The sequence below is a fragment of the Thermococcus nautili genome (genome assembly GCF_000585495.1).
Classification (GTDB): domain Archaea; phylum Methanobacteriota_B; class Thermococci; order Thermococcales; family Thermococcaceae; genus Thermococcus; species Thermococcus nautili.
Genome location: NZ_CP007264.1, coordinates 1,391,156 through 1,402,549 on the forward strand (window position 1 = coordinate 1,391,156; position 11,394 = coordinate 1,402,549).

10 protein-coding genes and 1 rRNA gene are annotated in these 11,394 nt (G+C 55.6%); 6 read left to right on the forward strand and 5 right to left on the reverse strand.

Annotation, left to right across the window (positions count from 1 at the left end):
* Positions 1-91: 91 nt before the first annotated feature.
* The 3 genes from BD01_RS07625 to BD01_RS07635 are packed head-to-tail and all read left to right on the forward strand — an operon-like array spanning position 92 to position 4,225.
* The gene (locus BD01_RS07625; protein ID WP_042691604.1) at positions 92-2,401 is read left to right on the forward strand and encodes a methyl-accepting chemotaxis protein; all 2,310 of its coding nucleotides are present in this window, start codon (positions 92-94) and stop codon (positions 2,399-2,401) included.
* A 39-nt stretch (positions 2,402-2,440) separates the two neighbouring features.
* Complete coding sequence (locus tag BD01_RS07630; RefSeq protein ID WP_042691607.1) at positions 2,441-3,181, forward strand: hypothetical protein; 741 nt, start codon at positions 2,441-2,443, stop codon at positions 3,179-3,181.
* 18 nt (positions 3,182-3,199) lie between these two features.
* Positions 3,200-4,225: a CheF family chemotaxis protein gene (locus BD01_RS07635; RefSeq protein ID WP_042691609.1), complete on the forward strand. Its 1,026-nt coding sequence runs from the start codon at positions 3,200-3,202 to the stop codon at positions 4,223-4,225.
* Here BD01_RS07635 and BD01_RS07640 read toward each other — a convergent pair.
* Entirely contained in the window at positions 4,218-5,492 is a 1,275-nt protein-coding gene (locus BD01_RS07640; RefSeq protein ID WP_042691612.1) for an outer membrane protein assembly factor BamB family protein, read from the reverse strand. The two genes, BD01_RS07635 and BD01_RS07640, sit on opposite strands and share 8 nt — an antisense overlap.
* Positions 5,493-5,561: 69 nt before the next feature.
* Here BD01_RS07640 and BD01_RS07645 point away from each other — a divergent pair, with 69 nt between their 5' ends.
* Entirely contained in the window at positions 5,562-6,311 is a 750-nt protein-coding gene (locus tag BD01_RS07645; protein WP_042691615.1) for a PH0542 domain-containing protein, read from the forward strand.
* Here the strand turns inward: BD01_RS07645 and BD01_RS07650 are convergent.
* The gene (locus tag BD01_RS07650; RefSeq protein ID WP_042691618.1) at positions 6,279-7,328 is read right to left on the reverse strand and encodes a coiled-coil domain-containing protein; all 1,050 of its coding nucleotides are present in this window, start codon (positions 7,326-7,328) and stop codon (positions 6,279-6,281) included. The two genes, BD01_RS07645 and BD01_RS07650, sit on opposite strands and share 33 nt — an antisense overlap.
* 74 nt (positions 7,329-7,402) lie before the next feature.
* Positions 7,403-7,524 (reverse strand): 5S ribosomal RNA (gene rrf / locus BD01_RS07655).
* A 53-nt stretch (positions 7,525-7,577) separates the two neighbouring features.
* On the opposite strand from rrf, the gene BD01_RS07660 reads away from it, so the two are divergent.
* Together BD01_RS07660 and BD01_RS07665 are read left to right on the forward strand one after the other, a co-directional pair.
* Positions 7,578-9,065 (forward strand): hypothetical protein, encoded by a 1,488-nt coding sequence (locus BD01_RS07660; protein WP_042693261.1) that lies wholly within the window; start codon positions 7,578-7,580, stop codon positions 9,063-9,065.
* 1 nt (position 9,066) lies between these two features.
* Positions 9,067-9,429, forward strand: a complete 363-nt coding sequence (locus BD01_RS07665) for a ribonuclease P protein component 4 (protein WP_042691620.1) — start codon at positions 9,067-9,069, stop codon at positions 9,427-9,429.
* Here the strand turns inward: BD01_RS07665 and BD01_RS07670 are convergent, their stop codons facing one another.
* Together BD01_RS07670 and BD01_RS07675 are read right to left on the reverse strand one after the other, a co-directional pair.
* Complete coding sequence (locus BD01_RS07670) at positions 9,430-10,593, reverse strand: cell wall-binding repeat-containing protein (protein WP_051482184.1); 1,164 nt, start codon at positions 10,591-10,593, stop codon at positions 9,430-9,432.
* 223 nt (positions 10,594-10,816) lie between these two features.
* The gene (locus BD01_RS07675) at positions 10,817-11,389 is read right to left on the reverse strand and encodes a cyclase family protein (RefSeq protein WP_042691623.1); all 573 of its coding nucleotides are present in this window, start codon (positions 11,387-11,389) and stop codon (positions 10,817-10,819) included.
* Positions 11,390-11,394: the final 5 nt, after the last annotated feature.

The window sequence follows — 11,394 nt, forward strand, 5'->3', positions numbered from 1 at the left end:
TAATCACCTACACAACCCCCTACACAAAAGCGATTTAACTTTTAACGCCGTAACTTCCCCAGGCGTAGTTGAGATTATGGGGGTGGGCGCGGTGCAATTCCGCAAAAAGATACTCCTGACTATGGTAGCAGCTGTTTTGGTCACGCTCCTCATTGGGGCGACGATAGTTGGCTACTACACGATGAGGATGAAGGGCCAGGTCCACACTGTTCTGAACGAACAGCTAAACGACCAGTTGCCGAAGATGATGGCAGAGGGCATTCAGAAGCCCATTGAAGAGGAAGCCGGAACAATTTCTGTTGGCGCGGCCAAGCTCGGTGCGAAGCTCTTCGATGATTACTTCGAGAAGATGCGAATGATGGGAAAGGTTGCAATAGAGGCCGTTGAGGTTGCCTACAGCAACTATCCTCCAAACAGCGACCAGTTCAGGGCTTTTCTCCTGAACCGATTCAGGGCCGTTAAAAACCTCGACCCAAACGTCGCTTACGTGTACTTCGGAAGCGCTGACGGTAACATGTACATGTGGCCTGACGAGCCCCTGCCTGAAGGCTACGACCCGAGGAAGAGGCCCTGGTATCAGGAGGCCGTCGCGAAGAACGGCCCCGTCTGGACCGAGCCCTACAAGGACGCCTCAACTGGGAAGTGGATTGTAACCTATTCTGAACCTATTTACGTCAACGGCAAGCTCGTCGGCGTCATAGGCGTTGACGTCTTCGTATCCACCCTCATCGAGCAGGCCAAGGAGATAAAGATTGGCCAGAGCGGTTACATAGCAATAATCAACCAGCAGGGAACCGTTATAGTTCACCCCAACGAGAGCCTCGTTCAGAAGCTGAACATCAACGACGTTGACTCCCTCAAGCCGATAGCGGACGTCCTCAAGGAGGGTAAAGACGAAGGATGGGTCGTTTACGAGTTCCAAGGAGTTCAGAAGGTCGCCGGCTACAAGAGGATGAAGACCACCGGCTGGATAGTACTCGCAGTTGTTCCGCTCCACGAACTAACGGACCCGCTGACGAACTCAATTGAAGGTGTTCTCAAGCAGAGCACCGAGAAAATAACAGCACAGATTACCTCAACGCTCGACCAGGCAATTAGAGACTCAATGCTAGGCTCGCTTCTCGCGGCGGTTGTTGGATTGCTCATGATAGCCCTCGCCTACAAGGTTCTCAACGACACGCTCAAGCCTCTTGACCAACTCAGAGGCATTGCCCAGGCCCTTGCAGATGGAAGACTAAGTGAAGTCAGTACTAGACTCAAGCAGATTCGGTACCTTGAGGACGATGAGATTGGTGCGCTCATCAAGGCCTTCGAGGCCGTAGGAAAGGACCTGGTTGGTACTCTGAACACGATAGCGGCCAAGCTTGAGCGCTTGGCTGAAGGCGACCTGAGCAACGGCCTCAGCATGGAGGCCAAGGGCGAGCTCAGGGAAATCCTTGAAGACCTCCGCGACACAACCCACAAGCTCAAGGGCCTAATCGGGGAGATAGTTGAGGTCACGAACGAGCTTGAAAAGAAGGCCAACGTGCTGGCGCAGATATCGAGCGACGTCACCGAGGCCATCAATCAGGTCAACGAGGCCGTTCAGCAGGTCAGCATTGAAGCGCAGAGGCAGCAGGAGCACATCAACGAGATTACCGAGGGAATGCGCTTTGTAGCAGAAACCAGCGCCGAGAGCGTCAGAGCAATGGAAGAGTTCGAAGGCGCAGTTACCGAGGTGGTTAACATAGCCACGGAGGGAAGGGAGAAGAGCGAAGTCTCGGCCAGGCAGATAGAGAGCATACAGGAGACGATGGAGGAGATAGAGACCGCGGTCAGGAAAGTTGCGGAGATGAGTAGGAGTATTGAGGAGATTACGGATGTGATTACGAACATTGCTGAGCAGACTAATCTCTTGGCTCTTAACGCGGCCATTGAGGCGGCTCGTGCTGGGGAAGCTGGTAGGGGCTTCGCGGTAGTTGCCCAGGAGATTAGGAAGCTTGCCGAGGAGAGCAAACAGGCCGCTGACAACATCAAGAACATCATCGACCAGATAACCACCGAAATCAAGGACGCAGTGGAGAGCACCCAGCGCGGTGTCTCAGTCGTGGGTGAGAGTGCGGAAACGCTCAGAGAGACCGTCACGTATCTTACGAACATTGCTGACCTTCTCCAGGAGGCTAGTGGTCGGATGGGTGAGGTTAAGGAGCAGATTATTCGTACGCAGGAGGAGGTTGATAAGGCGTTGCGTGCTTTGGAGAATCTTGCCGCTAGTGCTGAGGAAACTACTGCCAGTGCTGAGGAGGTTAGTTCTGCCGTTGAAGAGCAGACTGCAGCAACAGAAGAACTCGAAAGAGCAGCAAACGACCTCAAAAACATCGTCGAACAGCTCAGAAACATCATCAGCAAATTCAAGCTGTGACTTTCGTTGTTTCCCTTTCCACTTTGAGGGGGTGAGAACGTGGACTGGGTAATGATTGCAGTCATCGCGGTCGTGGTGTTGCTCGGCATGGTGGTTACAGCGTACCTCATAACCAACGCGATAAGCAACCAGATGGGAGAGCTCTACGCGGCCCTGCTTGAGCGGGAGCTGAAGAGCGAGAGCCCCGCCCCGAAAAGGGAGGAGCCCAAGGCTGCCCCCAGGGAAGAGAAGAAGCAGATGAGCGTCTCGGGGGTTAACGAGGACGAGCTCATCAAAAAGCTCCGCCAGGTCATTGACGAGAAGGTTCAGCGCGTCCTCGATGAGGCCAGACACAAGAAGGAGAGGCTGCTCATGCTCCTCGACGTTGCGAGGGGCTACACCCTCGGGTACATAAGCGAGGACGAGTACAACGCGTTCCTTATGAAGGTCCTCGCCGAGCTCGACGAGTTCAAGAAGCTCTGGCTGGCGCGCTTCCCGAGCCAGAAGGACAAGGAGAAGCTCAACCAAGTGATAGCCTACGTCGCAAGGACGAAGCTCCCAATTACCGTCAAGAGCAAGGACGGAAAGACAACCATCAAGCTCCCGCCCGAGGAAGCACTTATAAGGATGACGAGTAGCATCAACAGTGCCGTGAGCATACTCGACGAGATGATATCCTCGCGCGGCGGAAACCCGGCCGTAACGCCCCTGGAGATAAAGCTCTCCCAGGAGTGCGAGAAGCTCCGCGCGAAGGTTGAAAAGCTTGAGAGGCAACTGGAGGAGTGCCAGGCCCTCACCTGAGGGCGGAAGGGATGAGCCATGGCGGTAACGGAAACCAGGGTCAAGGTAGCCATCATATCGTCCTGGAAGGGCTCGGGCCGTGTGAACTGGCGCGATGCCCTCGGGGTTATTCAACACGATAGGCTTATTCTAAAGTATCTTCGCATGGGTGAGGTCGTCGGCGAGGACAACTTCCCATTCTCAACGCTCAGCGACCTGGCCGTCAACGTTCCCGACAACTACAAGCTCAACCCGGAGAAGGAGCACTTTGGATTGAAGTTTTACGTTCCCGGAAGGGGCGACCTCACGCTCATCCTAACGATTGGTGACAACCTCCTTATATACGATGAGAAGAAGTTCAAGGAGTTCGTCCACACGATTTTTGAAACCCTGATAAACGGAAAGGCTGTCAGGATACAGCTCGCAAGGATAAAGGGCGGAGCGATAAACATGGACTCCAAGTGGCAGGACGGTTCGCTGAGAATAGTCTCCGTCAAGTCCGCCAAGAAGGGAAGAACCGAGAGGAACATCGTGGTTCTTGACCCCGACATGAGGCCCATCCCAATATTCTCGGACGTTGAGGACATGGACGTCGAGGAAGTCGACATGGACGGCAAGAAGGTTCAGGCTTGGAAGATAAAACACTTCTACATCAGCGAGACGGTAACGTCCTACCTCTACATCCCCGAGAAGAAGACGAGGCTCTTCATCCTGCGCTACCTGCTCAAGTACATACCAGGCTACTTTGAGTTCATCATGAAGGTCTCGAAGGAGTTCCCAACGCTCCAGGCGGAGTTCAAGGAGGTAATGGAGAAAGAACTTAAAGAACTCGAAAGCCTCGACGAGACTGAGAAGCAGATACTCATGGCGCTCTACTCCGGCCTCAACCCGCTTGAGATACACCAGTTCCTCGGCCTCAGCGAGAGGGAAATCGAGGAAATCTACGACAGGATGATAGACAAGGGGCTCCTCAAGATAGTCATGATAAGGAAGGTCGTTGACCTCACGAGGGAAGGAAGAAAAATAGTGAACAAACTAATCGAATACGGCCTCGTCTCTATGTGAACCTCCGCAGGAGCAGGACAAGGGCTGCGAGGAGAACTATGAACCCAGGCCCGCATATGGAGCTCTTCTGGCTTCCTTTCATGGCGCTGACATCAATCACGTAGAACGTTGAGCTCGCCGTTCCGATTACCGCCTCGCTGCCCTTCACCGCTATGCTCCTGACGTAGCCCGTGTTTGGAAGCTCACCGAGGGTCTTTCCGTCCTTTGGGTTGATGGCGTATAGGTTGCCAACGCTGTAGATGTAGGTCGTTCCGTTCTCGGTCTTGCTCTGGAACTTGCCGGTTCCGGCCAGGAGAACGCCGTCGGTGTAGGCCAGGGTCTTAACGCGGTAGGGGAACTTCCTCTCCCAGAGGGTCTTTCCTGAGGGCAGCTCAACGGCTACCAGAGTTCCGTTCTTGCCGTCGTAGCCTCCGATGTAAGCGGTATCGTTCAGAACCAGTATATCCTCGGTGTAAAAGAGGCTCTCGTTGAGGAGCACCTTCCCGGCAGGGGAGACCACGTAGAGACGGCCCTTAGAGTTGTCCCAGCCGGTTCCAAGAACCGCGTTGCCCTTCCAGACCTCCATGTCGCGAACCCAGTGGCCGAGGCTGACGTTCCAGAGGAGCTTTCCCTCGGGGGATATCCCGTAGAGGGAACCGAACTGGAAGCTTCCAACGTAGCCCGATGGAAAACCGGAGCTCGCGTAGATGATGCCGTCGCCAGCCCTAACGCGGGTAATCATATCGTCGAAGGTAAGGTTCCAGATGCCCGTCAGGTTTTCACCGAGCTTCACCGCGTAAACGTGCCCCTTGTAGGAGCGGGAGCCGTTGTACAGGAAGAAGTCCCCGTCGGCTACGTAGGCAACCCCATCTGAAACCACGAAGTCATAGAGCTTGTTCACGACGTCGTAGAGCGACACTATGCGGCCCTTCTTATCGAACTTGAGGAGGGCGCCGAAACTGCCAGCGAGAACGTCATCTCCGGTGGGGACGAGCTTGACGGTGTATCCAGAGGAGTTCTGCCACAGCCTAGAACCGTTGGTGGAAAAGGCCGATAGGACACCTAGGTAGTAGACCTCAACGAGACCGCTCGAGTTCATGACCTGCCGGTAGGAGCAGGCGGCGTAGACTGCATCCTCCGTCAGGGCAACGGCCTCTATGCTTTTCTGGTACTTCACGTTATCGCAGACCGTCCCCTTCCACAGCACTGGACTCTGGGACGCTGAAACGCTTCCGAGCAGAAGAAACGCCAGCAAAGCCACCAAAATCACTGGAACGCTTCGCTTCATGGCCAATCCCCCAAAAGAAGTGGTGAAAAGCTTATATAAACCTTTGCAGTATCCCCTATGGTGGAAGCGATGGACGAGGAGTTCGACCTTAGGGAGGCACTGGCAACGGGGGAGGGCCTTCAGGAGGTCATAGCGAGGGCAACGGTCAACAAGGAGTTCCTCAAGGAGGTAATAGAACTCCTCGATGACGACCTGTGGACAGTTCAGAAGAACGCCCTCCGCGTCGTCGTCGAAGTTCTGAGGGACATGCCCGAGCTGCACGACTCGCTTATAACCAAGCTCATGGTCATGCTCAGGAAGAGCGAGGCGGTTCCCCTCACCCAGGAGATAGCCAGGGCCTTCGGCGTTCTGGCCGAGATTGCCCCGGGCAAGGTGGCAAAGATAGTGCCGGTAATCTTCGCCAACTACCGCGTTGGAGACCCGAAGATAAAGGTGAACGCGACCTACGTCCTTGAGGAAATAATGCGCGTCAGACCCAGCCTGCTCGGCAACGTCTTCCGCGACATAGGCTTCATGCTGACCTCAAAGGAAACCTCCGACAAGCTCGCGGCGCTCAACTTCATTCTCGCGCTCAGCGAGAACGGAATGAAGTATGTAACTCCCTTCCTGCCCAAGCTCTTCGCTCTCCTCCACGACAAGAACGAGCTCGTGCGTGCGAGCGCCGTCGAGACGTTAGTTGCACTCGGCGAAACCAACGAAAAGCTCAGAAAGATAGTGATGTCAAAGCTTGAGGAGGTAAAGGACGACCGGAGCGAACTCGTTCAGAAGAAGCTGAAAGAGGGGCTCTCAAGACTCATCATTCTCGACAGAGGTGTCTGAATCACTCGTTTCACCGAGCCTCTCCTGGAGGAGCGTCTTAAGGGCCTCCTTAAGCTTCTCGTTCTCCCGTCTTAGGCGCTCGTTCTCTTCCTTCAGCGACTCGGCCTCCGCCAGGAGCGACCTTATCTCGTTTAATGTCTTTTCGAACTTGGACTTGGGAATGAAATCGCTCTTGATGACCTCAATCGCCGAGAGGGCGTCCTTTGCACCGGTCAGGGCCACCAGCTCCTTCTCGATTGCCCGAATCTCCTTAAGCCTCTCTTCGTACTTACCAATCTTCTCGCTCAGGGCATCAACGCGCTTGGCCATCTCCTGGAACATTGCGAGCCTCTTCTTCAGCTCCTCCAGCTCGCGCTCCCGCTCGACGAGCTTCTTTCTTAACTTATCGTTCTCCTTCGCCAGCCCCCTGAGCCGGACGTTCTCCTCAACGAGCTTCTCGTAGTGCTCCTGAAGCTCCCTAAGGGCCTTGGCGAGGTCAACGCTTACACCGAGAACCTCGCGCTTGAGCTCTTCCCTCAGCTCCTCAACCCGCTCCTCGACGAGCTTCCTGAGGTGCTCATCGGCCTTCTTCCCATAGGTCTCCTCAACACGCTTGAAGAGCTCAGCCGGGAGGCGGTCAAGCTTCTCCTCAAGCTCGTTCATCCTCGGGACTATAGCCTCGACGCCCTCAAGGAAAAGCGTCCTCTGCTCCAGCTCTGAAATCCTGGCCTCAAGCTCCTTGAGCCGTTTGTCAACGGAGTAGCTGAGTTCCCTGTGAGAAGTACCGAGCTCCTCAAGCTTGCGGTTGAGGTTCTCTATTCTCTCGCTCAGAAAGGAGCGTTCGATGCGGAGTTCCCGGATAACGGCCGCTATTGCTTCAAGGGCAAGAAGGGAGTAGTCGCCAAGAGTTTCGGACTCAGGGATAGCGGATTTAACCTCGTCCCAGTTACGCAGGGTCTTGAATTCCTCGATAACCTCGGAATGCCGGTCTCGAATGTAGTCCCAAGTCAGCCTGCCCTTCGATGACTTCTTGAGCATAACTACCGACCGTAAAAAAATAGTCCCGGCCTCTTAAATAGCTTTTGTGTAGGTGGTTACGAGAGAAGGTTAGTGGCCGGCGGCGTTCCCGGTTTCCCGCCCCCTCTCGGAGGGCAGTACACCCGGGAACGCAGGCGGGCTTAACTTCCGGGGTCGAAACGAGACCGGGTGTAACCCCGCCGCTATGGCCGCCGTGCCGATAACACCTTCAGAGATGACTTTATAAACTTTGCGGTTCTTCAGGCTTCGATGGAAGAGCTACTCGCGCTACTCAGGGAGGAGCACAGGGAGCCCCTGACACCAGAGACCCGGGTTAGGGATTTCCTTCGCGAAATCCAGGGGAGGAACGGGGAGGAGGTTGAAGTTGAAGGCTTCCTGCTACTCAGACAACCACCTAACGCGCCGAGGGACGCGGTTTACTACCTTCTAACCCCACTCTCACCGGAAGAACTGAAGAAGAGCAAGCTCAGGGCGTACCTAGTTCTGAGGATAGATGAAGCGAGCTCGATTGAGGATAGCGTTTATTCCGGCGCCTACGTGCGGGTCAGGGGAATACTCGACGCCTACCCCTACGGAAACCTCAGGCTTCTCCGCGTCATCGAGCTGAAGGAAACCTCCTACGAAAACCGCTGGCTCCGCTACGAGGGCTACACGCTGAGCCGGGGCGAGCTTGAGAGCCTCATTTCGAGCACGGTCTACGCGAACTACGAGACGGAGAGGGCGATAATATACTCCCTCCTGAGCGCCCCGACCGTCATAGGAGCGGGGAACTGGGGAGAGGGGGTGACGTTCTCGGCCTTCAAGGGAGAGCGCGAGCGCTCGGTTCTCTCACTCTGGGAGGCGTTAAAATACCTCCACTCGCTCCTTCCGGAGGAGCTGAAGCTCAGGAGGGACAGATGGACGGAGTTCGACGATGAGTTCTTGGGCCTCGACTTCAGGTTCGCGAGGCCGAGGGCGAAGTTGGCCTACTACGTCCCCCACACGAGGGCCATGCTGAAGAGGCCCAGGCCGGTGCCCAAGTGGGCGGAGGAGCACTTCCGGGAAAAGAGCGCAGGCTTTCTCAGCCCGAGGCTCGTGATGAAGCCCGAGGACGAGACAGCAACCCTTGGCGAGGCCCCGCTCGTAATAACCGAGGACGTTGCCTACGAGCGAAACCGCGAGCTTGAGGAGCTTATTCCTAACGTCGTCGCCACAATTATGGCCGCCAGAAGGCGCGTTGGAGTTTTAAACCTCGGTGAGATGGAGGACTACCGCTACCGCTTTGAGGCCTTCCTAATGAGAAACCGGAACGAATACGGAGAGCTCTTCGATGCCTTAACTCTCTCGGGCAAGGTCTTTAATGTCGGGCTCAGATACAGGCTCGGGGCGAGGCTTCTCGGCGCGATGGGGCGCTTCGAGGGAAAACTCGGAAGGGGCCTCATAAGCGACCTGCTCGGATTGTACCAGGAGATAACCGACACGTGGATAAACGAACTTCCCGACAGGGAAAAGCTGAGGCTCCTGAGGGAGTACGAGCGCTACATAGGGAACTCCCGGGTGGCGGAGATTGGCGTCAGAATCTTTGAAGACCTCGAGGCGACTTCCATTGACGGCACGGTCACGAGGGAGGAGTTCTTAAAGGCCCTCATCGAGGCCGGTTTCAGGAGGGAGCACGCGGGGGAGACCCTTGAAAAGTTGCTCCGCGAGGGTTACCTCTACGAACCGTTCCCCGGAAAGCTGAAGCTGGTGAGGTGGTAACGTGGGGAAGAAGTTCCTGAGAAAGAAGGAGCAGAGGGAGAAGAAAAGGATAGCGAGGGAGCGCGTTGAGACGCTCTTTACCCTCGCGGAAAGGGTTTTTCCATACAGCCCAGAGCTGGCGGACAGATACGTTGAGATAGCCCTTGCCGTCCAGCAGAAGGCCAAGATAAGACTCCCGAGGAAGTGGAAGCGTCGCTACTGCAAGCGCTGTCACTCATTCCTCGTCCCGGGAAAGAACGCGCGCGTGAGGCTGAGGAGCAAGCCCTACCCCCACGTCGTCATAAAGTGTCTCAACTGCGGGCACATAATGCGCTACCCGTACCTGCGGGAGAAAAAAGCGAGGAGAAAAGGGGAGGAAACCTAATCAGTGCCTTCCGCTCTTCTCGGGCTTTGAACCCATCCCAGGGTTCATCTTAACGGTTTCCCTGTTCGTCATGTAGAGCTCGTGGAGGGCCTTCTTGGCATCCTTGAGGAGCACCCTGGCAACGCTGTAGTTCCCCGCATCAATTGCCTCCTTGACCTTGTCAAGGATTGTCTGAACGGAGCTAACGTTAACCCCTGCCTTCTCAAGGACCTCAAGCTGGGCCTCAATCTTCTCAAGCTCCATCTCAAGGGCGAGCTTTCCGTTCTTTTCCATGGCCCTGTGGAGCTCCTTGTTGGCCTCCTTGAGGGCGAACTCGGTCTTCACCTGAAGCTTAAGGGCCAAAGCGTAGGCTCCGGTGACGTTTCCTGCCTGAAGGCTTGCGTTAGCCTGCTCCATGAGCTGGAGCATCTCCCTAACCTGCTCCATAAGCTGAGTGGAGTTCGTGGTGTTCGCTATCCCCTCGATGGCCATGAGCCTCTCGCGGACCTGCTCCATAATCATCTTAACCTGCTCGGCCGTAACATTGGCCTGGACCTGCTTGGCGGTGCAGTTGCAGGCCTTGAGCTCCCTGGAGACCTTTTCCATGACCTTCTCAGAGGCCCTGCTCTGGACCATTACCATCTCCCTGACCTGGAACCTCTCCATGAGCCTGGTGGCGTTGGTCGACTGGTTGACGTATATTATCATCGCACGGTTCTGGACGGCGAGCCTGAGGGCGGTCTGGACTGCAAGGCTGTCGTTGCCGGCAACGACGACGCTGGCGTTGAACTTGATTCCAAAGACCTTGCTGGCGTTGCCCATAACCGCGAGGTCAGTCTCGTACCTGTTGGCTCCCCACCAGCGGTAAACGGTTATGTTGTACTCCTCAAGGTCGGTAACGTACTCGCTCACAACCGCGTCGGGACCGCCTATTATTATAACCTGGTCCGGGGCGTAGCTCAGTATCTCCGCCGTAACGTTCGGGTCGTAGGTGCCCCAGGTGGTCGTCACGACGACCGCACCGGTCAGGTTGGCGAGGTACTGAGCTATCGCGTTGTCCGCGGCGTTGTCGCTGACGAGGATTACTGTAACCGTCGCTTCCCCTGCGTATGCACTTCCCGCTCCAAATGCCATTCCAATCATAAGCAGTCCGAACAGGACTGCCACCAACTTCTTACCCATCATGGCTCATCACCATTACCAACTATGAAAAAGCCCTATTTAAGCTTTTTTCACGAAATTAAGGGCAGATAGACGGTTTCTAAAAAATCCAGGGCATTTCGTTCGTTCTCATACTTCCCACAACGAACCAGAAAGAACCTAATCGTTCCAAATCGTTCCAGGGGCAAAACTACCCAACAGTTACCCGAAAAAAGCCACAATATCACAGGAGAAACCAAAAGGAACGTTAATCTTCGACTATCGCTACCGCCCTAACAGGGCTTCCAGAGCCACCCTCGATTCTCAGGGGAAGACCTATGAACGTGAAGGTTCGCCCAACCAGAGCCTCAAGGTTGACGAGGTTCTCGAACACCGGCACCTCCGCGGTCAGAAGAATAGTGTGAACAGTCTCGTCGCCGATGCTCATCGCATCAGTGCCAACGGCTTTGGCACCCTCTGCCACCACAAAGAGCGCGACCTCGGGTGAGAGCTCCCTCCCACCAGTGAGGAAGAGGACAATCCTGCCGTGATAACCCGAATCAGGCAGTTCGTCAAGCGTAACGGTTCCCTCTCCGTCGCGGACGTCAACGACGAAGGCCTCACCTATAAACTTCTCAAGGGGCATCTCGTCTATCGTCTTTCCGCCGGGAATGAAGTGAGCAGGAGCGTCAACGTGCGTCCCGGAGTGCTCGCCCATGCGAAGGGCGTTCATGTAGTAGCCGTCGCGCTCGATGAAGGCCCAGGGTTTGACCTTTACCTCAGGGTCGCCTGGGTAAACCGGCGTGTCCTCTCCGAGGGGGAGCGAGAGGTCGACTATCATAACAA

What these genes read in the sequence shown, in the direction of transcription:
- BD01_RS07635 (WP_042691609.1), top strand. Translation starts at nt 3,200, where the DNA reads ATGGCGGTAACGGAAACCAGGGTCAAGGTAGCCATCATATCGTCCTGG.
- BD01_RS07640 (WP_042691612.1), bottom strand. Translation starts at nt 5,492, where the DNA reads ATGAAGCGAAGCGTTCCAGTGATTTTGGTGGCTTTGCTGGCGTTTCTT.
- BD01_RS07645 (WP_042691615.1), top strand. Translation starts at nt 5,562, where the DNA reads ATGGACGAGGAGTTCGACCTTAGGGAGGCACTGGCAACGGGGGAGGGC.
- BD01_RS07650 (WP_042691618.1), bottom strand. Translation starts at nt 7,328, where the DNA reads ATGCTCAAGAAGTCATCGAAGGGCAGGCTGACTTGGGACTACATTCGA.
- BD01_RS07660 (WP_042693261.1), top strand. Translation starts at nt 7,578, where the DNA reads ATGGAAGAGCTACTCGCGCTACTCAGGGAGGAGCACAGGGAGCCCCTG.
- BD01_RS07670 (WP_051482184.1), bottom strand. Translation starts at nt 10,593, where the DNA reads ATGATGGGTAAGAAGTTGGTGGCAGTCCTGTTCGGACTGCTTATGATT.
- BD01_RS07675 (WP_042691623.1), bottom strand. Translation starts at nt 11,389, where the DNA reads ATGATAGTCGACCTCTCGCTCCCCCTCGGAGAGGACACGCCGGTTTAC.